21 protein-coding genes and 2 tRNA genes are annotated in these 26,921 nt (G+C 55.9%); 22 read left to right on the top strand and 1 reads right to left on the bottom strand.

The features are described 5' to 3' along the window. The first annotated feature begins 389 nt into the window (after window positions 1-389). The 9 genes from H7A86_RS12955 (at window position 390) to H7A86_RS12915 (ending at window position 12,287) form a co-directional block, all read left to right on the top strand. A complete protein-coding gene (locus tag H7A86_RS12955) occupies window positions 390-3,647 on the top strand; it encodes a TonB-dependent receptor (RefSeq protein WP_119131325.1) in 3,258 nt (1,085 codons plus the stop codon). A gap of 101 nt (window positions 3,648-3,748) precedes the next feature. Beyond that, entirely contained in the window at window positions 3,749-5,134 is a 1,386-nt protein-coding gene (gene ppnN / locus H7A86_RS12950) for a nucleotide 5'-monophosphate nucleosidase PpnN (RefSeq protein WP_119131326.1), read from the top strand. Between the two features lie 152 nt (window positions 5,135-5,286). Then, window positions 5,287-5,802, top strand: coding sequence for a GspH/FimT family protein (locus H7A86_RS12945; protein WP_180707883.1), 516 nt, complete (start codon window positions 5,287-5,289; stop codon window positions 5,800-5,802). Next, window positions 5,799-6,272: a type IV pilus modification protein PilV gene (gene pilV, locus H7A86_RS12940; RefSeq protein ID WP_119131327.1), complete on the top strand. Its 474-nt coding sequence runs from the start codon at window positions 5,799-5,801 to the stop codon at window positions 6,270-6,272. The genes H7A86_RS12945 and pilV overlap by 4 nt, the downstream gene beginning before the upstream one ends. After that, on the top strand, window positions 6,269-7,408 hold the full coding sequence (locus H7A86_RS12935) for a PilW family protein (RefSeq protein WP_119131328.1): 1,140 nt from the start codon (window positions 6,269-6,271) through the stop codon (window positions 7,406-7,408). Before pilV ends, H7A86_RS12935 begins: the two co-directional genes overlap by 4 nt. An 85-nt stretch (window positions 7,409-7,493) precedes the next feature. Further along, window positions 7,494-7,925, top strand: coding sequence for a pilus assembly PilX family protein (locus H7A86_RS12930; RefSeq protein WP_232099096.1), 432 nt, complete (start codon window positions 7,494-7,496; stop codon window positions 7,923-7,925). A gap of 36 nt (window positions 7,926-7,961) precedes the next feature. After that, entirely contained in the window at window positions 7,962-11,705 is a 3,744-nt protein-coding gene (locus H7A86_RS12925) for a pilus assembly protein (RefSeq protein WP_232099095.1), read from the top strand. Beyond that, on the top strand, window positions 11,702-12,142 hold the full coding sequence (locus H7A86_RS12920; protein WP_180707882.1) for a type IV pilin protein: 441 nt from the start codon (window positions 11,702-11,704) through the stop codon (window positions 12,140-12,142). Before H7A86_RS12925 ends, H7A86_RS12920 begins: the two co-directional genes overlap by 4 nt. A 68-nt stretch (window positions 12,143-12,210) precedes the next feature. Beyond that, a tRNA-Asn gene (locus H7A86_RS12915) sits at window positions 12,211-12,287 on the top strand. A gap of 51 nt (window positions 12,288-12,338) precedes the next feature. On the opposite strand, the gene H7A86_RS12910 is transcribed toward H7A86_RS12915, so the two are convergent. Next, window positions 12,339-12,881 carry a GspH/FimT family pseudopilin gene (locus H7A86_RS12910; RefSeq protein WP_164740952.1) on the bottom strand — a complete coding sequence of 181 codons (543 nt, stop codon included), beginning with the start codon at window positions 12,879-12,881 and terminating at the stop codon, window positions 12,339-12,341. A 139-nt stretch (window positions 12,882-13,020) separates the two neighbouring features. Between H7A86_RS12910 and uvrB the strand changes: the two genes are divergently transcribed. The 13 genes from uvrB (at window position 13,021) to H7A86_RS12845 (ending at window position 26,808) form a co-directional block, all read left to right on the top strand. Further along, window positions 13,021-15,042: an excinuclease ABC subunit UvrB gene (gene uvrB / locus H7A86_RS12905; protein ID WP_102253869.1), complete on the top strand. Its 2,022-nt coding sequence runs from the start codon at window positions 13,021-13,023 to the stop codon at window positions 15,040-15,042. 104 nt (window positions 15,043-15,146) lie between these two features. Next, a tRNA-Val gene (locus tag H7A86_RS12900) sits at window positions 15,147-15,221 on the top strand. Between the two features lie 540 nt (window positions 15,222-15,761). Then, window positions 15,762-16,004, top strand: a complete 243-nt coding sequence (locus H7A86_RS12895) for a hypothetical protein (protein ID WP_119131331.1) — start codon at window positions 15,762-15,764, stop codon at window positions 16,002-16,004. Between the two features lie 35 nt (window positions 16,005-16,039). Next, a complete protein-coding gene (locus H7A86_RS12890) occupies window positions 16,040-17,713 on the top strand; it encodes a type IV secretory system conjugative DNA transfer family protein (RefSeq protein WP_119131332.1) in 1,674 nt (557 codons plus the stop codon). 349 nt (window positions 17,714-18,062) lie between these two features. Beyond that, the gene (locus tag H7A86_RS12885) at window positions 18,063-18,473 is read left to right on the top strand and encodes a TcpQ domain-containing protein (RefSeq protein WP_016901077.1); all 411 of its coding nucleotides are present in this window, start codon (window positions 18,063-18,065) and stop codon (window positions 18,471-18,473) included. A gap of 127 nt (window positions 18,474-18,600) precedes the next feature. Then, complete coding sequence (locus H7A86_RS12880; protein ID WP_180707881.1) at window positions 18,601-19,611, top strand: VirB8 family type IV secretion system protein; 1,011 nt, start codon at window positions 18,601-18,603, stop codon at window positions 19,609-19,611. Then, a complete protein-coding gene (locus H7A86_RS12875; RefSeq protein ID WP_104554105.1) occupies window positions 19,608-20,375 on the top strand; it encodes a TrbG/VirB9 family P-type conjugative transfer protein in 768 nt (255 codons plus the stop codon). The genes H7A86_RS12880 and H7A86_RS12875 overlap by 4 nt, the downstream gene beginning before the upstream one ends. Next, entirely contained in the window at window positions 20,372-21,544 is a 1,173-nt protein-coding gene (locus H7A86_RS12870) for a TraB/TrbI/VirB10 family type IV secretion system protein (protein ID WP_119131334.1), read from the top strand. Before H7A86_RS12875 ends, H7A86_RS12870 begins: the two co-directional genes overlap by 4 nt. A gap of 14 nt (window positions 21,545-21,558) precedes the next feature. Further along, window positions 21,559-22,599 (top strand): P-type DNA transfer ATPase VirB11, encoded by a 1,041-nt coding sequence (virB11, locus tag H7A86_RS12865; protein WP_024937943.1) that lies wholly within the window; start codon window positions 21,559-21,561, stop codon window positions 22,597-22,599. A gap of 56 nt (window positions 22,600-22,655) precedes the next feature. After that, a complete protein-coding gene (locus H7A86_RS12860; RefSeq protein WP_167764275.1) occupies window positions 22,656-23,480 on the top strand; it encodes a lytic transglycosylase domain-containing protein in 825 nt (274 codons plus the stop codon). 59 nt (window positions 23,481-23,539) lie between these two features. Further along, window positions 23,540-23,944, top strand: a complete 405-nt coding sequence (locus H7A86_RS12855; RefSeq protein WP_104554108.1) for a TrbC/VirB2 family protein — start codon at window positions 23,540-23,542, stop codon at window positions 23,942-23,944. Beyond that, a complete protein-coding gene (locus H7A86_RS12850; RefSeq protein WP_104554109.1) occupies window positions 23,937-24,248 on the top strand; it encodes a VirB3 family type IV secretion system protein in 312 nt (103 codons plus the stop codon). Before H7A86_RS12855 ends, H7A86_RS12850 begins: the two co-directional genes overlap by 8 nt. A 103-nt stretch (window positions 24,249-24,351) precedes the next feature. Further along, window positions 24,352-26,808, top strand: coding sequence for a VirB4 family type IV secretion/conjugal transfer ATPase (locus H7A86_RS12845; RefSeq protein ID WP_119131335.1), 2,457 nt, complete (start codon window positions 24,352-24,354; stop codon window positions 26,806-26,808). Window positions 26,809-26,921 lie beyond the last annotated feature (113 nt).

Raw genomic sequence — 26,921 nt, 5'->3', positions numbered from 1 at the left:
AGCCACGCCACTGACGCGTAGCGGTGCACGCCGCCGGCGGCGCCGGGAAGCCTCTGTAACAAGGGCCTTCGACAGCCCTTGCCGCGCTTTCGGGCCAAATGAGCCCTGTTTTCGATAAAACGGCTCAATAGCGCGACGCTGGTCGCAGATGCCGCGCGACGTTGCGCAAGCTGGCGTTTACGCCTTCACATGCGAAGTTCATGTTGCACTGCGCGAACTTTGTCACGCCGCCGTCACAATCAGGCCTTAGCGTGTTAATCTGTTGTTAACCGTTGCGGCAGCAACCGCCGCGCGGCGAGGGACCCCAGATCATCGGCAGCCCACCCCCGGGAACGGTTGGGCTGACTGCGCCTTTTTGTCACTGCCCAACCTGTATCGAGGCTACCGAAATGACCCACCCCCGTTGTCTTCGCATGTCCAAGCTGACGCTTGGCCTTGTTGCCGCGCTCGCCGCCGCCCCCGTGTTCGCTCAGAGCACCTCTGCCGGCGTCGCTGGCCTGGTTACCAGCAGCGGCGGTCAGCCGGTGCCGAATGCCGAAGTGACGATCACCCACGTCGAATCGGGAACCGTCAGCCGCGCCACCACCGATGCCAGCGGACGCTACAACGCGCGCGGCCTGCGTGTGGGCGGGCCGTACACCATCACCATCACCAAGTCGGGTGAAGGGACGAAGACGGAAGAGGGCGTGTACCTGAACCTCAATCAGGTCAATACGGTAAACGCGGATCTGACGGGTGACATCGCGGCCACTAATCTTGAGGCCGTCCAAGTCATGGCTGCCGCCGGTGGCTCGGACCTGTTTAGCGCTTACAAGATGGGTACCGGCACGAACGTGTCTCGCGAGACCATCGAATCGCTGCCGTCGGTCAATCGCAATATCCAAGATTACATCCGTCTCGATCCGCGTATTTCGCAAGTCAGCAAAGCCGACGGCGCAATTTCGGTGGGCGGTCAAAATACGCGCTACAACGCTATTCGTATCGACGGTATTGGTGCAGGCGATCCGTTTGGTTTGGAGTCCAATAACCTGCCGACCGAGCGTCAGCCGGTGTCGATGGATGCCATCCAGGAAATCAATATCGATGTCGCCAATTACGACACCACCATTTCTGGCGGTACCGGCGCAGTAATCAATGCAGTAACCAAGTCGGGTACCAATAACTTTGGCGGCACCGTGTATTACGCGTATCGCGACAAGGATATGGTCCGCAAGGAGTTGGAAGGCGTTCGTTTCAATGGCTTCGATGATGAAAAGACCTATGGCATGACCTTGGGTGGGCCGATCGTCAAGGACAAGCTGTTCTTCTTTGCCAACTACGAAAAGATGGAGCGTTCGGCGCCGGGTATCAGCCTGACTGATTCTCCGTATGGCAGAGGCAGCATCACCGATGCCGACATCGCTCGTGCGCAGCAGATCGCAACCGGCTATGGCTTCGATGCGGGTTCGCTGAGCCAGCCTGCCAATAAGACCGAAGTCGAAGAATATGCGCTGAAGATGGACTGGAACATCAGCGACAATCATCGCGCCGCTGTGCGCTACAACAAGCTTGAGCAGAACGTTGTCCGCTTCCCGCAGATCACCAATAGCGCTGTCTCGCTGAGTACCTTCTGGTATCAGCAGCCGAAGACCTATGAATCCTGGATGGGCGAGCTGTTTAGCGACTGGTCCGAGAACTTCTCCACCGAATTCAAGCTTTCGCATAAGGAATACTCTGCGATCCGCGAGCCGAACTCGACTTTACCGCAAATTCAGGTCCGCGGCTTCGGCGGGATTGCCAACAATTCGTTGTATTTCGGTACCGAACAGAATTCTCACGTAAACGCAGTCGAGAGCAAGGAGTTGAGCGCTTTCGGTGCTGCGACTTGGTATGTGGGTGACCACACCGTCAAGTTCGGTTTCGACTATTCGGACAATGACTTGCTGAACTATTATGGCCGCAACCTCAATGGCGCATATTTGTTCAATAACCTTGATGACTTCGCAGCAGGCCGTGTTAATCAGTACATTGTGCGTGCGCCGCGTCCCGGTGGCAGTTACGACGACATTCCAGCCGCGTACACGCTTAAGAATACTGGCCTGTTCATCCAGGACAGCTGGGCGGTTAATAACAATTTGACCGTGCAGGGCGGCGTGCGCGTCGACATGCCCGATTTTAGCGATCAGCGTCTATACAACCCGCGCATCATGTCGCTGTATGGATACGACAACACCCAGTTGCCTGATGACAAGCTAGTGCAGCCGCGCTTCGGCTTCAACTACACATTCGACAGCGACCGTCCGACCCAGCTGCGCGGCGGCCTGGGCCTGTTCGGTGGCGCCGCCCCAAATGTCTGGCTGGCCGGTGTATACCAGAACACCGGTCTGAACTACACCGAATACACGGTGAACAATCCAGTTGGCATCTTTACGCCGAATACCAATCCTCCGTACATCCCGTCGACCGGTGCAGGTGCTCGCCAGAACGTTGACATTGCGGCGCCTGACCTCAAGCTGCCGTCGGTGTGGAAGACCAATCTCGCCTTCGACCATGAGCTGCCCTGGTATGGCATCGTCGCTTCGGCTGAGGTTCTGTACACCAAGGTCAATAACGCGATCTACTTTGAGCGTCTGGACCTGTACAACCAGGCTGGTGTTGCGGCGACCCGGATTGGCCAGGATGGTCGTGAGTTGTACTGGAATGCGGCGGGTTATCGGCCTTCTACTGGTGCCAATACTTCCGTACAGAACGGTCAAAACCTTGGTGGTGGTCAAGTCGTAAGCGGCAAGGCCAATCGTCCAAGCGACATGGGTGACGTGATGCTCATGCGCAACACCGACAAGGGCGAAGGTACCCAGTTCACGGTTGGGTTGAACAAGCCGCTTACGGAAACCTGGGGTTGGTCGCTGGCCTACACCTACACAGAGTCCACTGAAGTCAGTCCTCTGACCAGTTCGCAGAACACCTCGAACTGGGGCAGCACGCTGATCGGCACTGCCAATGAAAATGTTGCCTACGATTCGCGTTATGCGATCAAGGACCGCATCACTGGCTCGATCAACTGGAAGAAGGCGTTCTTCGGTAAGTACAACACCAGCGTGGGTTTGTTCTACGAAGGTCGTTCAGGTCGTCCGTTTAGCTACATTTATTACAACGACTTGAATGGCGACGCAGCTTCTACTTCCGGCGCCGGTTACTTTAATGACCTGTTCTACGTTCCGAATGGACCTGGTGACGTCCAATGGGTGGGTGGAGCAGCAATGGAGCAGAGCTTCTTCGATTGGCTCGCAAAAAATCCCGAGTTGGCTGCGTACAAGGGACAGATTGCCCCCGCAAACGAATTCCGTACCAAGTGGGTGAACAGCTTCGATCTGCACGTCAGTCAGGAGCTGCCCGGTCTGTTCGAGGGGCACAAGACCGAGTTGGCGCTGGATATCATGAATGTCGGCAACCTGCTCAACAAGAAGTGGGGTCGCATCGAAGATTACGGCTTCAATTCCACCGCCCGAGTGGCGAGCTATGCAGGTATCGATCCTGCGACCGGTAAGTACATCTACAACTTCACCGGCGCCACCGACGAACCAACGGTGCAGGAGAACAATAACGACAAGGGCAACACCGGCGTGTCGCGTTGGTCTATGCAGGTGACGCTGAAGTACAAGTTCTAATGCGACTCGTGAAGTAGGCAAAAAACGGCCGGGGCAAACCCGGCCGTTTTCTTTTGTGCGGGTGAGTACGCTAAAGTTCTGCGATACGACAGGAGCAAGCTATGGAACTCAGCAGTACGGCAGCACGGGCGCTGCCGGTGGTGGATGCGCGGATCTATCCGCGCGGTGGCCTGGATGTGTTGTCCAAGGCGGAAGTGGCGCGTCTGCGCGACGCCTCCAGCGGCGGCATGCACGAGCTGTTGCGCCGGTGTGCGCTGGCCGTGCTCACCAGCGGCAGCGCGTCGGACGACCCGCGCGCCGCGCGCGACCTGTATCCGGATTTCGATATCCAGGTGAACCAGCAGGACCGTGGCATCCGTATCGATCTGAGCAACGCACCGGCGATGGCCTTTGTCGATGGCGAGATCATCCGCGGCGTGGCCGAGCTGCTGTTCGCCGTGGTGCGCGACCTGGCCTACATGGCGATCGAGCTGGAAGCCCAGCGCGGGGATCTGGACACCAGCGAAGGCATCACCAACGCGGTCTTCGGCCAGCTGCGCAACGCGCGCATCCTGCAGCCGTCGGACCCGAACCTGGTCGTGTGCTGGGGTGGCCATTCCATTTCGCGCGACGAGTACCTCTACACCAAGCAGGTGGGCTACGAGCTGGGCTTGCGTGGCCTGGACATCTGCACCGGCTGCGGGCCGGGCGCGATGAAGGGCCCGATGAAGGGTGCCACCATCGCGCACGCCAAGCAGCGCAAGCATCACACGCGCTACATCGGCGTGACCGAGCCGGGCATCATCGCCGCCGAGTCGCCGAATCCGATCGTCAACCACCTGGTGATCATGCCGGACATCGAAAAGCGACTGGAAGCCTTCGTCCGCATCGGACACGGCATCCTGGTGTTTCCGGGGGGCGTCGGCACGGCCGAGGAAATCCTCTACCTGCTCGGCATCCTGCTGCGCGAGGAGAACGCCGACCTGCCGTTCCCGCTGATCCTGACCGGCCCGACCATTGCCGCGCCGTATTTCGAGCAGATCGACCGCTTCATCCGGCTCACCCTGGGCGAAGCTGTCGCTTCCCGCTACGAGATCATCGTTGGCGACCCGGTTGCCGTTGCGCGTCGCATGGCCGAAGGCATCCACGAGGTGCGCGCGCACCGCAAGGAACAGAAGGATTCGTACTACTTCAACTGGTCCGTGCACATCCCGCTCGAGTACCAGCAGCCGTTCGAACCCAGCCACGAGGCCATGGCCGCCCTGGATCTGCACCACGGCCGCCCAGCGCCCGCGCTGGCCGCCGACCTGCGCCGCGCCTTCTCCGGTATCGTCGCCGGCAACGTGAAGGAAAACGGCATGCGCCGCATCGAGGAATTCGGCCCCTTCGAGATCAATGGCGACCCGGACATCATGCAGGCCCTGGACGAACTGCTGCGCGGCTTCGTCGAACAGCGCCGCATGAAGATTTCGGGAGACTACAGGCCTTGCTATCGGGTGGTGACTTAAGGCTGAGGCGAGGGACGAGATCGTTCGTCCCCCTCGTTGTACCGTCTGTCCCCCTGTTGATTGCACTTGATTTCAGAGGGATGCACGATCGGCTCCCAACGCTGGGGAGCGTGTAGATGTCATTTCGGTCATTTCAAGAGCACGGTTTCACCATGCTGGAGTTGCTGGTGACCGTCGCGGTGGTTGCGGTTCTGGCAGCGATCGCCTTTCCCAGTTTCAAAAGCGTCATCCAGTCAAATCAAGTTGCCACTACCTCCAATGAGGTCCTTGCCGCGTTTTCGTTCGGGCGGAGCGAGGCCGTCCGGACCAATAGTGGCGCGGGCATATGTCCCTCCAGTACTGGCACCAGCTGTAGCGGCACCTGGGACAATGGCTGGATCGTATGGCGTGACGACAACGCAAACGGAAACCTGGACGGCAACGAACCCATCCTTCGATATGGCCAAGGAAAGGGAGCCGTAATCTACAAAGGCACTCCACCTAGTAAATTCACGTTTGATCGACGCGGGAGAGTTGGAGGCATCGGGTCGGGCGGGACGGCTTTGCAAGGACCGCAAGTATTTCTGATTCAACCAAGCAGCTGCAAAGCTGGAGAGGTTGAATTGGCACGCACCTTAACCGTGGGTGTAACGGGACAGATCCGAATTTCCAAGAGCAACTGCACATGAGTAGGTCGATTTCTACTGCGAAGAGTGCCCACCTAAGGTTGGCGCAGCGAGGCTTTTCATTAATCGAGGTGCTTGTCGCAGTACTCGTCCTTGCTATCGGATTGCTTGGCTTTGCTCTGCTGCAGACAACTAGCGTGCGCATGTCGAAAAGCGCAGCTGTTCGGACCCAGGCCACGAATCTAGCGACCGAGCTGCTCGACCAAATGCGCGTCAATCGGTTAAGTGCCGCGAGTTTTCCCAGCCAGGCGACCTTTGCAAGCGGTTCCGTCAGTGCAGCCAACTGCACCCCTTCGATTGGCGCTGCAGACGTAGCAAGTATGGTTGCTTTATGGAAGTGTGAGGTAGTTCGGACGCTTGGAGACAATGCCGGTTCGACAGTGTTGTTTGAAAACGGTGTGGTTACCGTTCAGCTTACTTGGAGTGATCGCGGCGGAGACAGTACGCAGTTTAGCGTGAGCACAAAACTATGACCGGTTTTAAGAACGGGCGCATACGAGTCAGTGGCGTATCGTTAATTGAATTAATGATTGCACTAGTAATAGGTTTGGTGTTGATGCTTGGCATTCTGCAGGTTTTTGCCGCGTCTAAAACTGCATATCGTCTTTCTGAAGGTCTTGCACGAACGCAGGAAAATGCACGTTTCGCTATCGATTACTTGCAGCGCGATATACGGATGGCGGGACATTTTGGCTGTGTAAGCGATCAATCTCACCTCCAAAATGCTGACGCATTGCAGTCAAATTTCGCAAGCAACGCGGACCAAGCGCTAAATTTTAAAGTCTCAATCCAGGGATACGAGGCCAACGGCACCGCACCGTCTGACTCAGTAACTCTTGGTGCTCCCACGGCTGGGTGGTCTCCTGGCCTGCCAACGTCAATTTCCGCGCTCTCTCCATTGGCTGGCAGTGATATCGTCGTTTTGCGCTTTCTTTCACCCCAAGGTGCGCCCGTTAACACGGTAGTTGCAGGCGCCAGCACGACAAAATTTACGGTGCCGCCCGCACGATGGGTTGCCTTTACTCAGGACGGCGTCTCCAATCCCCAGCTATTCGGGGTTGCAGACTGTACCTATGCCGACGTATTCCAGGCATCTGCTACTGCTGCTTCAACGGGCGAGGTGACGGCAGGAAAGGCCATCGGTCGCTACTCCGCACAGCCCACTGGGCAGACCAACCTGTACCGGGCAGAGTCACTTGTTTATTACGTCGCCAGAAATACGGGCGGAGAGCCTGCACTCTTCCGGGCCCGATACGGCGGGGCTAGCTATACCACTGAGGAACTGGTTGAAGGCGTGGAAAGCTTGCAGTTCATATATGGTCAGGATCGGGTGACGGATCTGACGTCAAATGCTCCAAGCGGTTACATTGATGTGCAAAACACCGCTGCGACTCTCGGTGGTGTGGCTGCACAATGGCGGCGTGTTGGCAGTGTCCAGATTGGACTTTTAATGAGAAGTCCTGAAAATGCCACGGCTACCGCACCTGCTGCCGCAAATCGCCCGCGTGTGCTTGGAGTGCAGTTTGCTCCGCCTTCTTCCGCCGATGGAAGAATACGAGGCGTCTATGAAACAACAGTGGCGCTCAGGAATCGTCTGTATGGAAACTAGTCTGAATAGCATGCAGCAAGGCCGGCGGCCATGTCTGATACCTAGACGTAATCAGTCAGGGGCAGTGCTCTATGTCGCCCTGATCATGTTGATTCTTCTTGCTTTGCTCGGAATCGCAGGAATGCAGGTGACAGGCCTGCAGGAGCGTATGGCATTCAATTATCGGTCCACGAATATTGCATTTCAGAATGCCGAGCAACTAGCCCGTTCTACCGAGTGTGGAGTTGAGAATCTTATTAACCGGACCAATGTCGCTGGGTGCACCGCAGTTACCGATATAAAAGCCTGTGATCAGATTTTTGATCCGACTGGTTGGGCAATGGATCTAAAGCCTGCTAACGGCGCCGGGACGAATGTCAGATTGCTAGGGCCTTGTATATCGGGCAATTCCAGCCTTGGCATGGGTGGGGCAATCAATGAGGATCCTAATCCTATCTATCAAGTTACCGCCTACAATACGGACGGGGCTGACAGCGACGCCGCTGATGCTGCTGTCGACACCATTTTTCGCCCTTGAGGCATGCATATGCTGGCTCGTCACTTTAATCTAAAGATGTTGACCGTAATTGCAGCCATTATGCTCTGCACTTACGGTATTTATTCGGCACTCTCGGCGCAGGGGCAGGGGGATCTGGCCCAGGCGCCAATGAACACTCAAAGCCCAGCGCAGGCTGCATTCATTATGGCTGTCGATGATTCGAATTCAATGGGGTTCGAGATGTTGACAAGCATTGGCGATTTAAATATGCGATGGAATTCCTGCGCAAGGAGCTTTTTCTCAAGTGCGGGTGTTTTTTATCCCGGAGGTGATAATTGCAGTATAAATACTGGTAGCGTGATCTACCTTTTTCCGCATGCGGATTACGACAAGGCGTATGGTGGTGGCGCAATGCCACCACTCGATCAATTTGGTTTTGCGCGATCACCTACGTACAATAAAACGTATTTCGATCCTTCTGCAACCTATTTGCCTTGGCGAAAAGCGGATGGGACGCTCTGGGACAATGCCGCTCCTGCCGCGACTCGTGCTGATCCCAGGTCAGATAAAACAGTTCCCTATGGTGTTGTGTATGACCTGACATCAAATCGATCATCGACAACTGAGTCTTTCTATATCCCAAGAAATACTGCGGTGCCTAATCTTGCGGGCACGGGGGTGCGTTATCGATTCAATAGCAGTTGGTCGACGGCTTCGCGCACTTTTAGTGGCATCAGTGGTAACCGGAATAACGGGGATAATGATTCTTCCGGGAATGCAATAGGTAATGCTTTCTATTCTTTTGATTATTTCCCGGCCACATTCTATCTTCCTGCGGCGAGTGCTGCGCCCAGCGGGTATAAAATTGCTGATGTAAATCGGCCTTTGGCGGTGAACGCTTGCGGGTCAGGCTGTAATTTAAGGCGATATCAAATTAAGCTGGAAAATTACGATAACGCTGCTGCCTACAATGCAGCGATCCAGAATTACGCAAATTGGTTCCAATACCATCGTAACCGCACGTTGGCCATGATCGGTTCAATGACCCAGTCGCTGGCGAACATTAATAATATGCGGATTGGATATTTTACGATCAATTCTCGAAGTAGCGACGTCGTTATGTATCAAATGCCTAACGAGCGGCCAAATCTGTATTCTGTTATCACAACGTTGACGCTCAATGGCGGTACACCGAATCGCTCCGCGGTAGGCTACCTTGGAGAACAGTTCAAACGTACTGATGCTGGTGCGCCGGTGCAGCTATCCTGCCAGAAAAATGCAGGTATGTTGTTTACCGACGGCTACACCAATAGCAGTGACGATTCGTCAGTCGATAATGAAGACGGCGCACTCAATAGCGAGCCGTTTTCTGATGGGTACGCCGGCACAATTGCCGATCTCGCTACCAAGTATTATGAGGGCTCCGGTGTGCCACTGCGAACTGGCGGCGCATTTGCAGCCGGCAGGGTCAAGGCTCCTGATGCCTGCGCCACCCTAGCTACAAACAGCCCAGACTGGAAGCGTATGGACTGCGAATCCGATCTCCATATGAATTTTTATGGGATCACGCTTGGTGCTCAGGGGCGAATTTACGAAGTCAACGCTGCATCAACTGCAGATCCTTATGCGAACCCGCCAAGCTGGGGTGATCTCCCAAACCCAAGCCTTACGGACGATGGAACCGTGATTGACGAGTTGTGGCATGCAACAATCAATTCCCGCGGTGAGTTCGTTAATGCCAAGACGCCGGACGAAGTGACCGCCGCGATGCGCCGAATTCTTTCGAGTGTTGCCGCCGGTGCTACGCCGGCGGGGAGTATCGCCCTTACCGGATCGCGTATTGGTGCGGGCTCGTTCACCGTGGTTCCTTTCTATGAAGCACTCAATAGCGGTACCGATTGGTACGGTAAATTGACTGCTCAGCGAGTTGCCACCTCCACTGTAAGTGATGATCTTGCCTATGCGGATATCTGGGAGGCGAGTGCGCTTATCCCGCAGCACACGGCTCGTACCATTTTCTATGGTACGTCGACGGGCGTGGCGTCTTTTAATTCTACTAACGTGAAGTTGGCTGACCTTTGCAGCAATGTCGCGTCGGGGATGTCCACCTGTACTGAATCGGTCATCACAACGCGATTAAAGGTTGATGCTTCTCAGGCTATAGATTACCTGCGAGGAAATCAAACTTTGGAGACGTCTACCGCCACGCCGCTGCGTAAACGTACAACGCGATTAGGGGATATTGTCAATTCCACTCCGGTAATCGAATCTCCGACAGATGACTTCGGCTATCGCTCAATGTATGACGCAACTTCTAATAAATTTGATCCCTACAATTATGCCGCTTACTTGAAGGCAAAGGCTTCAGCCGGTAGGAGGATGGTATACGTGGGCGCGAATGATGGGATGCTGCATGGATTTAATGCCACCAGTGGTGTCGAGCAGTTTGCTTATATCCCGCAGACGGCCTTGGGGCATATGGGGAATCTGCTGTTTCCCTACAATGCTGCTGACAAAAATAACCAATATTTCCAGCATCGTTATTATGTGGATGGGCCAATTGCTGTTTCGGATGTCGCATCTGGTATCGATGGATGGTCCACGGCGCTTGTAGGAACTGCCGGCGCGGGTGGTAAAAGTGTATTTGCCCTGAATATTACAAACCCTTCTGGTTTCTCGGCAGCAAGTCGCCTTTGGGAGCTTAGTGATTCAAATTCCAACACGGCAATTTCGCGAAATATCGGCAACGTGTTAGGTAAGCCTGTCATTGTCCCCGTGCGTAGTTCATCCGGTGCTGTTAGATGGAAAGCGATTTTTGGGAATGGTTACGGAAGTGCCAATGGTAGAGCGGTGCTGTTTGTGGTTGATATTCTGAGTGGGAGAGTCAATCTACTTCCCGCAGCTGAATCTGGCGTCAATACCGCAAACGGTTTAGGGAATATTGTCGTATTGGATCGTTTTTCTGGTTCCACAAGCGGGCGCGATGGTTCTGCAGATACGGTTTATGCAGCCGACCAGCTTGGAGCTGTTTGGAAATTTGACCTCCGTAGCCTTGCATCCAATCCCGCTACTCCCGAGACAGTTGCAACGCTAACCCTGCCGTTGTTTGTCGCCAAGGATGCTCAGGGAGCTCGCCAGGCTATCTTGGGTGGGTTGCGTGCGTCTGCAGGGCCGGGCGGCGGGGTAATGCTGTTCTTTGGTACTGGTGGATTTTCTTTCCGAAGTGACGCGTCGGATACTTCTCAGCAGACGCTTTATGGTGTGCTTGATCGCGGCACCACCACTACGATTCAGCGCGCCGACCTCCTGCAGCAGAGAATCGTCGCTAGTTCAGGAGATAGCCGCGAAACGACCGCCATGGCCATGCCGGCAGGAGGTTTGGGATGGTATCTCGATTTGCCGGGTGCAGGAGAGCGTTTCGTAGGAAATCCCGCAGTCGAAAACGGCATCGTTTTCTTCCCTACGTTCCAGCCGGGCTCTACGGACGGCTGTCTGCCAGGCGGTACCAATTGGCTCTACGGACTCAGTGCGCTATCCGGGGCGGCGCAACTTTCTGGTGTGAGAGTTGGCACCTCTGCTGGTCCTGCATACTCGTCGGGCACAGGGGCTGTGGCGCTCAAGACTGAAGGATCGTCGCCGGTAAAGGATGTGGCTGTGATGACGGTGCCTCGACAGGGACCTCTCACATCGGATGCTTCCAGTAGTGACCTTGCCAACGCGTTATCGAGGCAGTGCCAGATGATGATTACACTTCCTGGCTCCAAGACGCTGTTCATGGCACGCGCTTGCGGGCGTCAATCGTGGAGGCAAATCAAATGAGTAGCACTGTCCACACTTCGGACCATCCGTACTCAACGAGTGGCTTTACTGTGATCGAGCTGATGGTCACAGTGGCAATAGTGGCCATCCTTGCCGCAGTGGCATATCCGTCCTACGTCGAACAAGTCAGGAAGTCTCGTCGGGCTCAAGCGAAGGCTGATTTGGTTGAGCTTGCTCAAGTTGCGGAACGGTTCCATACCGTGAACGGGACGTTTGCGAATTTCTCGCTGAGCGGTAGTGGTGGGTTCACCCAGTCTCCGAAGGAGGGGGGGGCTGCGCGCTACCTGCTTTCCCTTGCGGCTGCACCGACGTCGTCTACCTTTTCGCTCGTTGCGACGCCTCAAGGCGATCAAGCCAAGGACAAGTGCGGAACGCTTTCGCTCAATCAGGCGGGGGCGAAGTCTGCCAGTGGAGGAAGTGTCGCCGACTGCTGGTGAGTCATGGACACACGGCTGAAAAAAACACTTGCCAGTAGCTTAGAGGCCTCTGTACAATTCGCCTCCCCGCCCGAATAGCTCAGCCGGTTAGAGCACTTGACTGTTAATCAGGGGGTCGTTGGTTCGAGTCCAACTTCGGGCGCCAAGATGTTGAAGAGGCCGCGACTAGTCGCGGCCTCTTTGTTTTTGCTGGAACTCACCGTGCAGGGCAGGCGGTTGGTTGCCTGTAGCGGACAGAGCGCGTCCGCCCTGAGTTGTTGACGATGACATCCGCCAGGCGTTGCGCGCCCGTGCAGAGGCTGATCGTGATGTTGGTGCCGCTATTGCGGCCGTTCGGAAGAAAGCGGACAAGCGATCGGCCGATCGTTCCAGTGATGCTGATGTTGTCGCTCGCAGCATACTGCTCGATCCGCAGGATCGAGCCTGCGTCCGCAGGCTGCCCACTACGCGCTGGATCTTTGAAAAGAATCCATCCCCGGCTCCAGTCCTTGTCTGGTCGGCAATTCTCGCCGTCAACGGATGGGCAGACGCTAACCGGCAGGCGATGCGTGATGGCCATGCTCCTGGCCATCGCCAGATGTACGGTAAGCACGTGAACCCGTGCCTGTGCTCGCTGCCATTCGATCAAAGCATTGAAGCTAGGCAGGCCGATGGCCGCCATGATTCCGATGATCGCCATCACGATCACTAGCTGTACTGCCGTGTACCCTTTTGCGCACGAACGAGTCACTGCTTTCACCGTCCTGCTCCCTGGCTCGGAGCAAGCAGTCTCTACGGCGTCTATGGCCCAGGTAAGGCCGGCTCTCAGTGATTGGGTGTCAGACTTTTACCGAAAGTGGCATCCGCCGTTCGTGCAGTCCTCCCCCGAGATCCGCTCCATGACCGACCGTTTTCAGCTCGTATCCCCGTACTCCCCAGCCGGCGATCAGCCTGCCGCCATCGACAAGCTGGTCGCCAGCTTCGAGGCCGGCTTGGCCAAACAGACCCTGTTGGGCGTGACCGGCTCCGGCAAGACCTACACCATTGCCAACGTGATCCAGCAGGTGCAGAAGCCCACCCTGGTGATGGCGCCGAACAAGACGCTGGCGGCGCAGCTGTACGGCGAGTTCAAGTCGTTCTTTCCGCACAACGCGGTGGAGTACTTCGTCAGCTACTACGACTACTACCAGCCCGAGGCCTATGTGCCGTCGTCGGACACCTTCATCGAGAAGGACAGTTCGATCAACGAGCACATCGAGCAGATGCGTCTGTCGGCGACCAAGACCCTGCTGTCGCGTCGCGATTCGCTGGTGGTGGCCACGGTGTCGGCGATCTATGGCCTGGGCGCGCCGGAAGACTATCTGTCGCTGCGCCTGATCCTGTCGGTGGGCGAGCACATCGACCAACGCCAGTTGATCCGCCACCTCACCGACCTGCAGTACACCCGCAATGAATTCGAACTGACCCGCGGCGCGTTCCGCGTGCGTGGCGAAGTGCTGGACGTGTTCCCGGCCGAATCCGACACCGAAGCGCTGCGGATCGAGTTGTTCGATGGCGACATCGAGCGGCTGACCCTGTTCGATCCGCTGACCGGCGAAACGCTGCGCAAGCTGCAGCGCTACACCGTGTACCCCAAGACGCACTACGCGACCACGCGCGAGCGCACGCTGAGTGCGGTGGATACGATCAAGGAGGAATTGAAGGAGCGCTTGGAGCAGCTGTACTCGCAGAACAAGCTGGTCGAAGCGCAGCGCCTGGCGCAGCGCACCCAGTTCGATCTGGAGATGATGGCCGAAGTCGGCTTCTGCAACGGTATCGAAAACTATTCGCGGCATCTCACCGGCAAGGCACCCGGCGAGCCACCGCCGACGTTGTTCGACTATTTGCCGCCGGACGCGCTACTGGTCATCGACGAGTCGCATGTGACCATTCCGCAGATCGGCGCGATGTACAAGGGCGACCGCTCGCGCAAGGAAACGCTGGTGGAGTTCGGTTTCCGCTTGCCCTCGGCGCTGGACAACCGGCCGCTGCGTTTCGAGGAATGGGAGGCGCGCTCGCCGCGCAGCATCTATGTGTCGGCCACGCCGGGGCCCTACGAGCTGCGTGAGTCCGCCGGCGAGATCACCGAGCTGGTGGTGCGCCCGACCGGGCTGATCGATCCGGTGGTCGAAATTCGCCCGGTCGGAACGCAGGTGGACGACCTGATGTCCGAAATCCATGAGCGCATCAAGCTTGGCGACCGTGTGCTGGTGACGACGCTGACCAAGCGCATGTCCGAGAACCTCACCGAGTACCTCGGCGAGCATGGCATCCGCGTGCGCTATCTGCATTCGGATATCGACACCGTGGAGCGCGTGGAGATCATCCGCGACCTGCGCCTGGGCAAGTTCGACGTGCTGGTCGGCATCAATCTGTTGCGTGAAGGTCTGGATATGCCGGAAGTGTCGCTAGTGGCGATCCTGGACGCGGACAAGGAAGGCTTCCTGCGTTCGACCGGTTCGTTGATTCAGACCATTGGCCGCGCCGCGCGCAACCTGCGCGGCAAGGCCATTCTGTACGCCGACAAGATGACGCGCTCGATGCAGGCCGCGATCGACGAAACCGACCGCCGCCGCGAGAAGCAGGTCGAGTACAACCTGGAACATGGCATCACGCCCAAGTCGGTGGCGCGTCCGATCTCCGACATCATGGAAGGTGCGCGCGAGGATGCCGCCGAGAAGAAGGCAGGCAAGGGACGCTCGAAGTCGCGTCAGGTGGCGGAGGAAATGCCCGATTACCGCGCGATGGGGCCTGCCCAGATCGCCGGCAAGCTCAAGAGCCTGGAGCAGCAGATGTACCAGCATGCCAAGGACCTGGAGTTCGAGGCGGCCGCGCAGATTCGCGACCAGATCCAGAAACTGAAAGCTGCCAGTCTGGCGTAGGGCAGGGCGACAGCGTTGCAGTGCGGATGCAGGGAGGGCTTGTGGCGATCCAAACCCTGCGCTAGAATGCGCGCCCTGCACAGCGCAATGCTGATGCAGGAAACGGGCGGTTAGCTCAGCGGTAGAGCACTACCTTGACATGGTAGGGGTCACAGGTTCGAACCCTGTACCGCCCACCACTCCAAGTCCAGACGGCATGGCGACTTGAGTGGCTTCAACATCGGCAGCGACTGCTGCCGCGAATACCAGGTTGGCTCATGCATTTGCGCTCGCAGCGTCCGTGCGTCCTTTGCCAGGTCTTCGACGATCGCTTTCGCTTCCATCCTTGGCGTCCCCAAGCGTGTTGAATCGAACATCGTGCAGCGGCTAGGCGTCACGGGCGGCTGCACGCCGGCCTGGCAGGCCGGGCGCTTTTGCGTCCCATGCGTCGAGATTCCTGGGGCAGACTCGGGTCGCTGTTCAACGTTGTTTCGTCGCGGCGCTGGGCACCGCACCCATAGCTGGGCACCTCATCCACAAAGGCGAGTTATCATCGCCAGGCATGTGTGTGGCTTTGAGAGCACTTCAAGTGTCAACCGAATTCCGCCAGCACTGACACACCCCGATCCCCGCCTTGCGTCGAAAGCAGGCGCTGTTGAGCCGGCTTCGCCGAAACCGCTTTCTCCATCACACGTCTTGCTTTAGCATCGCCTCCGCGCTGACGAAAAGGAAGACTGGCGATGGACGAGTATCAGCACACCGTGCTGACCAGGGGCGGGTACCGTGTCGTGGCAATCACCCGGGAGGATACTTACGCGCCTGACGCTGTAGTTGCCTACGCCGTCGTGACGGATGCCGGAACCCGGCTCACGCCGGACCTGTCGCTGGATCAAGCCAGAGTCTGGATCGACTCGCTCGTCGAGAGCGAGAGAGGCGGACGCAAGGCGGATCTGGTCGATCACAAGCCCGTCGTCCGTCGCTAATTGCCGTTGAGAAGTAAGCCAAGGAGTAGGGGCGCTTGTCCAAAGCCAAACTAATTGCAGTCGCCACCCTGGTGACATTGCTTGTTGGATATTTCCTGTCCGGGTATCTGACGCTTCTGTTGTTGCGGCTCGATACCGGGCTGTACGCCTGGGATACCTACTACCGCTACGTCAAGGCGCTGGGCTTGCCGGAAGTGGCGCCTTACGCAACCAAGATCAAGATGTCCGGCATTCTTGGCTTTGGTCTGCCCGGGATCATCTGGGCCATTACGGTCGTGCTCCTGGTCAAGCCGAAGGCACGGGCGCTGCATGGCGATGCGCGCTTTGCCGGAGCTGCAGACCTTTCCAAGAACGGTCTTTTCAAGCCTAGTGGTAACGGCATCGTCGTCGGCAAGTTCAACGGCAAGCTTGTACGGCTGAGCGGGCAACAGTTCGTGATCCTCGCTGCGCCAACGCGTTCCGGCAAGGGCGTCGGCGTGGTCATTCCCAACCTGCTGGAGTACCAGGAATCGGTCGTGGTCCTGGACATCAAGCAGGAGAACTTCGACCTCACCAGTGGCTGGCGCGCCAGTCAGGGGCATGATGTGTTCCTCTTCAATCCTTTTGCCGAAGACCGTCGTACGCATCGGTGGAATCCGCTGACCTATGTGTCCAGCGACCCCGCCTTTCGTGTGTCGGATCTGATGAGCATCGCCGCGATGCTGTATCCGGACGGGTCGGATGACCAGAAATTCTGGGTCAGTCAGGCGCGTAATGCCTTTATGGCGTTCGCCCTGTATCTGTTCGAAAACCAGGACGAAGAGTTGTCGCTCGGCTTCCCGGGCGGGGCAGGGGCTCCCACGCTTGGCGGCATCTACCGCCTGTCGTCGGGAGATGGCACAGACCTCAAGAAGTACCTCAAGTCGCTGTCCGAGCGCAGGTTCCTCAGCAGCAATGCGCGCTCGGCATTTGCCAACATGCTGTCCCAGGCCGATGAGACCTTCGCGTCCATCATGGGCACCCTGAAAGAGCCGCTCAACGCATGGATCAACCCGGTCCTGGATGCGGCAACCAGCGCGGACGACTTCCTGCTCACCGATCTGCGCAAGAAGAAGATGACGATCTACATCGGCATCCAGCCCAACAAGCTGGCCGAAAGCCGGCTCATCATCAATCTGCTCTTCAGCCAGATCATCAACCTCAACACGCGCGAGCTGCCGAAGTCCAATCCAGAGCTGAAATACCAATGCCTGCTGTTGATGGACGAATTCACCTCGATCGGCAAGGTCGACATCATCGCCACTGCGGTTGCCTACATGGCGGGCTACAACCTTCGTTTGCTGCCCATCATCCAGAGCATGGCGCAGCTGGATGCGACCTATGGCAAGGATCTGTCGCGCACCATCATCACCAACCACGCCCTGCAGATCCTCTACGCGCCGCGCGAGCAGCAGGATGCGAACGACTACTCCGAGATGTTGGGCTACACAACCATCAAGAAGAAGAACGTCACTCGTGGCAGGGAAACCACCCGGAGCATTTCCGAGGAGCGGCGTGCGTTGATGCTTCCGCAGGAGCTGAAGGCGATGGGCAACGAGAAGGAGGTCTTCCTGTACGAAGGCATCCCGCATCCGGTGAAATGCGACAAGATCCGCTACTACGAAGACCGCTATTTCACCGCGCGCTTGCTGCCCAAGTCAGACGTGAAAACGCTTTCCATCAGGTTGTGACGGTCGTCGCACAACGGCTGCGAAGGGGCGCCGGTAATTCTTGACTCATGTGTTCGTTAAGGGCAAAGTTACCCAGAATTCGCGCGGTGTTGATTTTTTGTTAAGAGGGGCGGCGCCGGACGGGGTCGTACAGGAGTAAGGCTATGGATGGTTCTTCGGCGTATTCATTTTTACCGGGTGTGCGCATGCATGACGCTGACTGGCCTGTTCGGGCTGGTTCGGGCGGCCGCGCACACTCGATCGAGTCATCAAAGGCAGATCCCCTCCGTCACCCGAAGGTGAGCGGAGCTGTTGTGCTGTCCGTCTTAAGCCCGAAATCTCATGAGTTGGAGAAGTCAGAGTGAATCCGATGTCTGTGTCCAAGCTGTCGCTGGTCTTGGTGGTCGCTGCGTTGGTCGGGGCCTGCGCGACCAAGCCTGCTCCCGATTTTGGTGGACGTTGGAAGCACGTCAATCACTTTGACGAAGCACCTACCGAAATTCCGCTTTACACCTCTTATACGTATCAGGCCACGCCGATGGACGGCACGTTGAAGACGATGCTGGAGCGGTGGGCCACGGATTCCAACATGCAGCTGTCCTACAACCTGCCTTCGGACTACACCCTGATCGCCCCGGTTTCCAATATCAGCACCACCAGCGTGCAGCAAGCCGCCACCGAGCTGAGCGCGGTGTACGCAGCGCAAGGTGTGTCGGTTTCGGTCTCCGCCAACAAGTTGCTGGTACAGCCGGTGCCGGTGTCGTCTGGAGCCAAGCTCTAAGAGCTGAACTGCTGATCCGATGCTCCCAGCATTCGGGTCGGTGAGCCAGCTCAAGCCTCCCATGTGTCCGCGCACGTCGCGGCAATAGTTTCAGGCCTGACAAGGCCCTACGGTGACGGATCTAGACATGTTGCGTAAGAAGGTCAGTGAAAAGGACGGATCTGCCCAAGTGGGTGCGGCCGTCCAGAAAGCGGTGAACTACGAGGTCAGCATCGCCGATCTCGCACGCCGCAGCGAAAAGCGTGCATGGATGGTGGCGACCGTTTCCATGATCATTACCGTTATGACGGCCGGCGGCTACTACTACATGCTGCCGCTGAAAGAGAAGGTGCCATACCTGGTAATGGCTGACGCCTACTCGGGAACCAGCACGATTGCAAAACTCGAGGCGAATTTTGGTGGACGTGCAGTTAGTACGAGCGAGGCACTAGCGCGTAGCAATATTGCACGCTTTATCATAGCCCGCGAGTCGTATGACGCATCGACGATCAGCGATCGTGACTGGAATACGGTCGGATCAATGGCCGCCACGAGCGTACTTGCTGAGTATCGTGCGCTGCATGCCGCCAATAATCCGGCCAGGCCTTTCATCGTCTATGGAAGGAATCGCGCAATTCGTATCACGATCCTAAGCATCACTCTTATTGGTGGGAAGGGTAAGCCTTTTTCAGGGGCGACGGTACGTTTCCAGCGAAATATCTACGATAAAAGCTCTACGGTCAGCACTTTGTTAGATAACAAGATCGCGACAATGGAGTTTGTTTACCAAGATAATCTCCAGATGACCGATGAGCTGAGGGTGGAAAATCCGCTAGGCTTCAGAGTCACTGATTATCGCGTAGATAATGACTATTCGGCTCTGCCCGCGACTCCTGCTTCCGGCACGCAGATGCTTCCATCAACAGCTGCAGCTTCTCAAGGAGTTCCGATAGTGCAGCCCGGAATGCCTGGAGCTGCTGCTCCAGGTGCGCCTAACGCAGTGCCGGCGGGTACGATGCCTGCCCAGCAGATTCTCCAGGCGCCTGCTGGTGTGCCGGCTCAGCAACAGATGGCGCCAGCGACATATCCAAATCAGGCCCAGCCTGCGATCCAACCCCAGGGGACACCGAATAATGTCAATGGAGCGAGCGGTAGATGAATCTCTTTAGTCGATACAGGACGTCGCTACTTGCGCTGCTACCGCTTGCGTTATGCGTGCCCTCCGCGACTGCACAGGTGGTGCAGGAGTATGAGTATGCGCCAGACCGCATTTATCAGGTGCGTACGGGACTGGGAATCACAACTCAGGTGGAGCTTAGTCCGAACGAAAAAATCCTGGACTACAGTACTGGTTTTACCGGTGGCTGGGAGTTGACCCGCCGCGAAAATGTTTTCTACCTCAAGCCAAAGAATGTCGATGTCGATACGAATATGATGATTCGTACTGCGACGCATTCATACATTCTTGAACTTAAGGTGGTGGCGACTGATTGGCAGCGTTTGGAACAGGCAAAACAGGCTGGTGTGCAGTATAAGATAGTATTCACTTACCCAAAGGATGCCAGTTTTAACGGTCCCGAGGAGGCGGTGGCGGTTAAGGATGGCCCGCAACTGAATGCCAAGATATTGAAGGATCGCCGTTATTATTATGATTATGACTATTCGACGCGAACTAAAAAATCCTGGTTGATTCCGAGTCGCGTATACGACGACGGCAAGTTCACTTACATAAATATGGATTTGACCCGCTTCCCGACAGGTAATTTTCCTGCTGTCTTCGGTCGTGAAAAAGAGCACTCTGAAGACTTTTTGGTCAATACCACGGTTGAAGGAAATACATTGATCGTGCATGGCACCTATCCATTTCTGGTAGTTCGCCATGGCAGCAATGTCGTAGGTCTGCGAAGGAATAAGCAAAAGTGAACTCAAATACGCCAAACAACTCCGACGAGCGCATCCCCGGACGCGATGAGCAGTCCCGTGCAGAGTACGACGAACGCGAAAGCAACCCTTACTTTGCGCGTCAGAGGGCAGCCGAAGCTCCGGATCTTGATGCCAACGAGCCCGTGTTGCACTCCAACGACATCAAGCGGCTCAATCGCAAAGCCCTGGTGTTTTTGGCCGGTATCGCAGCATTGTTGATTCTTGCGATTTTCTGGCTAGTTTCACGTAGCTCAGGTAAACCGGAGACGGTGAAGCCGCGCGTTGAAACGGTCGTCGCGCCAGCGTTGCCGCAAAATATCACATCGTCTGTCGACCCCAGCCCAGTGCCGCTTGTGCAGCAGCAAGATCCGCTGCCTTTGCCAACTGCGCCACCTGAGTATAACGAGGAGCGTGTCATCGCTCCTGAGCGCGAGCGTGGTCCTACGTTGCTGGAGCGCCGTATCCTCGCTGAACAGTCTGCCGGACAGGGCCCACAAGCTAGCAGTGGTCTGCTAGGGGCACAGCTGCCAGCTGATCAGGAAGACAAGCAAGTTACCTTGGCCAAGCCAATTAGTAATCCAGATGGACTGCTAGTTCGCGGAACGTATATTCGCTGCATTTTAGAGACCCGAATCATCAGTGATTTCGATGGCTTTACATCATGCATCGTGACCGAGCCCGTATATTCAATTAATGGGCATAATTTGCTGTTGCCGAAGGGTTCAAAGATGCTTGGGCAATACGCAGCAAAGGAGCCGACTTCTCCTCGCATGCAGGTGGTCTGGGACCGCATCACGACCCCGACTGGCATCGATGTAATGCTGGAAGGGCCAGGCATTGACAATCTGGGTAGTGCGGGTCATCCAGGCCAGTATAACGCTCACTGGGGCAATAAAATTGCGTCTGCGCTATTCATCAGTATGCTGAGTGACGCATTTAAGTACGCCGCAGCAGAATATGGCCCTGAGACAACCACCGTTGGTGTCGGTAGTGGTGTCATCACCCAGCAGCCGTTTGAAAGCAATACCGCTCGTAGCATTCAGGATATCGCGGAGCAAGCAGTCGCAAAATCCGGCCGCCGCCCTGCAACTGTGACGATCAATCAGGGAACAGTGCTGAACGTTTATGTAGCCAAGGACGTTGATTTCACAGCGGTGTTGCCAAAGTGAGTGAAGGTGCCGTCATGACGATTGACGATTCTCCGCTTGCGCGGATTTCTAACGATTTTCTTGATTATCAGTACTCGGTGCTGGGTATTCTTGATTATCTGAATTCCCCTGAAGTTACTGAAATCTGCATCAATCGTCCTGGCGAAATCTATCTCGAAACCATCAATGGCTGGCAGCGTATGGACGTGCCATCCCTAACATTCGATCGAGCAAGGCAGTTTTGCACCGCAGTTGTTAATGAAAGTAATACGGGTCAGCGTATTACTGACGCCGATCCAGTTGTTTCTTTGACGTTTCCAACCGGTCAGCGCGCGCAGTTTGTGATCCCTCCTGCATGCGATGCCGGCAAGGTTTCGATCACAATTCGTTTGCCTTCCAAACATACCAAGACCCTCGAGCAGTATAAGCATGACGGGTTCTTTGACCAGGTGTTGGAACAGGCTGCGGATGTTAGTGATCATGATCGTGAGCTGCTTGAATTACGCCGCAATAAAGATTATTCGGAGTTTTTTAAGAAGTCTGTACTTTACAAGAAGAACGTGGTCGTGGCCGGTGCAACCGGTAGTGGTAAAACCACGTTCATGAAAGCACTGGTCAATCATATCCCTAACGAAGAGCGCCTGGTCACTATCGAGGATGCTCGAGAACTTTTCATCAGCCAGCCGAACTCGGTGCATCTTCTTTATTCAAAAGGAGGGCAGAGCGCCAGCAATGTAACCGCAAAAAGCTGCATGGAGGCCTGTCTCCGGATGAAGCCTGACAGAATTATCCTTGCGGAATTACGCGGCGATGAATCGTTCTATTTCATCCGGAACTGCGCTTCCGGCCATCCTGGCTCTATCACTAGTTGTCACGCAGGAAGCGTGGAGCAGACGTGGGATCAGCTTGCGCTTATGGTGAAGGCCTCTAGCGAGGGTTCTGGTTTAGAATTCGAGGTGATCAAGCGATTGCTGCGCATGACCATCGATATTGTGGTGCATATCAAGGCGCATGCCGGACGTCGCTTCATCACAGGGATCGATTTTGATCCGGTAAGAACACTGCGGGGCGGCTAACTAGCCGCAAGCAACTGACGTCGATCGAATTTGAGGAGGCTGCTATGCTGCCTGGCATGGAACTCATGGGATGCACCGGACTAGCCGTCCCTGGCGAGGTGATGCAGCACGTTGTGCGCGTTGAATCATCACGTAATCCTTACGCAATCGGTGTGGTTGGTGGCAGGCTGGTGCGTGAGCCGCGGGGTCTTGAAGAAGCGGTCGCTACTGCGAGGATGTTGGAGCAAAAGGGCTACAACTTCTCTCTCGGCCTGGGTCAGGTCAATCGCTATAATCTGCTGAAGTACGGACTGACGAGTTACGAAATGGCGTTTGCCAAATGCCCTAATTTGGTTGCAGCCTCAAAGATTCTGGCTGAATGCCATTCTCGCTCAGGTGCAAATTGGGGTAAATCGTTCAGCTGTTACTATTCCGGTAATTTTGAGACTGGCTTCAAGCACGGCTACGTGCAGAAGATTTACGCATCCATCCGGCAGTCAGTGGCTTCTGCAGGTGGCGCTGAGCCGATCGGAGTCATTCCTAATCGGCCGATCAAGATACGTAACGAGAATCCTGCGCGTCAAATTGCCGCTGGACTTGCAGATGCCATCATTTCACGTCGGATTCAAGACATGGCTGCACCTGCGCAAAATCAAGTGCAGCGCCAAACGCTGCCCGAAAGTGCACCCGCGCCCGTCCCTGCTCAGCGCGCGGTGGCCTCCTCGCCGATTCAAGCGGAAAGCGACCTTTACGTCATTCGAGCAACCGGACAGGGGCGTGGCGTCGCTGTTCCTGCTGCAGGAGGGCAGCCCGCTGCTTCGGCTGCAGCTAGTCAAGCCGCGCCAGCTCCTGATCCCACGCCGCCTCGACAGTCTCAAGTAGATAGTGCTTTTGTGTTTTAGCAAGGATGAAAAATTGCCATCGGATGGTTACGAGTCCCCCCGTTCCAAGGAGATAGATCATGAAATCAGTTAATAACAAACAGTTGATCGCCGACGCCAAGATGGTCGGTATTCAGGCTCTGAAGGCGTTGGTTTTCACCTCGGCCTTGCTGGTAGCCGGTGGTGCTGGCGCTCAGGTCGGTGACTTGGCAAAGACCGATGAAAAAGTGTGTGGTTTTCTGGATAATGTCAATACGTTGCTTACGATGGGTTCTGTAGCTGTTGTGACGATTGCGGTGATTGTCGCTGGTTATCAGATTGCCTTTGCCCACAAACGCATTTCTGAAGTGTCGCCGATTCTGATTGGCGGCGTATTGATTGGTGCTGCCGGCCAGATTGCCAATATGGTGATCGGCAAGCGTGACAACCAGTGCACGGGCGAAGCGGCCATGGCGCTACTGCAAGCCATCCATCACTATGCATAAAGATGTACTTTTTCGTGGGTGCACTCGCCCGGCGATGTTTTTGGGGGTTCCCTATATCCCATTCTTCGTCGGTGCCGGTGGTGGCCTGATGATGGGTATGTACTTCGATTTGTGGTTCCTCCTTACTATTCCTGTTTTCATCTTCATCATGCAGCAAATGGCCAAAAGGGATGAAATGATTTTCAGATTGTTGGGGTTGCGATGGCTATTTCGGATGCGCGTCCGTAATCTGCAGCGCTATTCCGGAATGTGGGTGTTTAGCCCTAACGAATATCGCAAGGTGCTTGCTGGAAAGCGTCAGTAATCACCTGGATCTGCTCTATCAGCCCCATGCGCGCAAGCTGCATGGGGCTGGTGCTTATGTCGATTGCTTTTTTTGACGTTTCCTTCTTTAAACTGGTAATTCCATGTTAAGTCCAGATAGTCCAATCAGCGAATTCGTCTCCATTTCGACGCACGTGGCACCGTCGGTTCTAAAGACGACTGGTGGCGACTATTTGTTGATCTGGCATCTAGGTGGTCTTCCTTTCGTCGGACGCGACGAGTTCGAGTTGGAACAGCGTCACAACACGTTCAATCGCTTGCTTCAGACCTTACGTGCGCCAGATTTCGCGAACGTGGCATTCTGGGTGCACGACGTCCGCCGTCGTCGCAGGATTGGCAATGCCAGTCGCTTCAAGCAGTCTTTCAATCAGGGGTTGTCCGACGAGTATTACGCTGCTCTATCGTCGCAAAAGATCATGCAGAATGAGCTTTACTTCAGCATGATCTATAGGCCGGTGGTCACTGGTCGTCGTCTTGTCGAAAAGTCTGGCGACCCGGAGCGAATCCGCCTGGAAGAAGAGCAGGCGGTAGCGAAGATGATAGAGCTCGCCACCAACGTGGAGGCGGTGCTGAAGGACTATTCCCCTTACCGGTTGGGCATGTATGAAGCCAAGAACGGTATTGTTTTTTCAGAAACGTTGGAGTTTCTTGGCTATTTGCTTAACCGGATTGATGAGCCTGTTCCTGTGTTGCAAGCGCCGGTGCAGGCATACCTTCCAGTTAGTAAGCACATGTTCGCTAATAAAACGGGTGACTTCGTCATTCGCACGCCCGATGGTCTTAATCACTTCGGTGCAATTCTTAACGTTAAAGAATATGCTGATGGAACGTATCCAGGCATTCTCAACGGTCTGAAATACCTGGATTTTGAGTATGTAGTGACGCACTCGTTTAGTCCTGTCGGCCGCCACGACGCGCTTAAAGTGCTCGAGCGTACAAAGGGTATGATGATCTCGTCGGGAGACAAGTCGTCCAGTCAGATCCGGGATCTGGATGTTGCGATGGATGACGTGGCTTCGGGCAATTTTGTGCTTGGTGAGTACCATTTTACGATTGCTGTTTATGCCGACAGCCAAGAGAAGCTGGCCAAGCAGATCGCAACTACCCGTGCTGAGCTATCCAATGCCGGCTTTGTCTCATCCAAGGAAGATCTCGCAGTAGCGTCGTCATTTTACGCGCAACTACCGGGAAATTGGCGTTTCCGTACTCGAATTGCCAATCTCAGTTCTCTTAATTTTCTCGGTCTTTCCCCGCTGCATAACTTTGCGCAGGGTAAGCAACATAACAACCCTTGGGGGGACTGCGTGACCACGCTGCAGACCACCAATGGTCAACCGTATTATTTCAACTTCCACGCTACCCATCCGGCCGAAAACTCGCTGGGAGAGAAAGCTATCGCGAACACGATGGTGATCGGTAAGTCGGGTACGGGTAAGACCGCACTGATCAATTTCCTGTTGAGCCAGGTGCAGAAGCTCGATCCGGTTCCGACAATCTTCTTCTTTGACAAGGACCGCGGCGCTGAAATCTTTGTGCGTGCCTGCGGGGGCAACTATCTTGCGCTAGAAAATGGTGCGCCAACTGGCTTTAATCCGTTCCAGTGCGAACGCAACGAGGCCAACACGCAATTTCTGGCTGAGCTGATCAAGGTGCTGGGCGGCAAGCCGGAGTACAGTTCGCGCGAGGAAGAAGACATTTATCGCGCGGTGGAAGGTATGCTGGATACGCCGATGCATCTGCGTAGCATGAGCAACTTTCGCAAGAGCCTGCCCAACATGGGCGACGATGGGCTGTATGCACGCCTGCGCCGCTGGACTGCCGGCAATTCGCTGGGCTGGGTATTCGACAACCCAGTGGACACCGTCGACCTGACGCGCGCATCGATCATCGGCTTCGACTACACCGATGTGATCGACAACGTCGAAGTACGCGTGCCGGTGATCAACTATCTGCTGCATCGCCTGGAAGCGCTGATCGACGGGCGTCCATTGATCTATGTCATGGACGAGTTCTGGAAGATCCTGGACGGCAAGGGTGGGCTGAAAGAGTTCGCCAAGAACAAGCAGAAGACCATCCGTAAGCAGAACGGTCTGGGCATCTTCGCCACGCAGAGTCCGGAAGACGCATTGGCCAGCGACATCGCAGCCGCGTTGATCGAACAGACTGCGACCATGATCCTGTTGCCCAATCCCAGCGCCAGCCGCGACGACTACATCGAAGGGCTCAAGCTCACCGATGCCGAATACCAAGTGGTGGTATCGCTGGACGAGCGCTCGCGTTGCTTCTTGGTCAAGCAGGGCCATGCCTCGGCGGTGTGCCAGCTCAACCTGCGTGGGATGGATGATGCCCTTTCAGTGATTTCATCCTCAACTGACAACATCGAAATCATGCATCAAATTTTGTCGCGGAAAGCCGACAAGCTGGGTGTAAGCGTAGACCAGCTGACGCCAGAGCAGTGGCTGGAGGACTTCTATGCGAACCGAAAGGGCTCAGGTAAACGCAAGCGTGCCAAAGACGACGACCTTGAGGATCACGCATAAGCTCGAGTCGGTATGCGCAATGTGTCTAAAACCCGTCGCAGATTAACGGACGGGTGATGCATTGGTTGCTGGCAGCCCCGTAACAGGTCGCTTTTGGTGTCAATCAGCCGCCA

The organism is Xanthomonas euroxanthea, assembly GCF_903989455.1.
Classification (GTDB): Bacteria; Pseudomonadota; Gammaproteobacteria; order Xanthomonadales; family Xanthomonadaceae; genus Xanthomonas; species Xanthomonas euroxanthea.
This window is presented reverse-complemented; position numbering and strand designations above follow the sequence as displayed.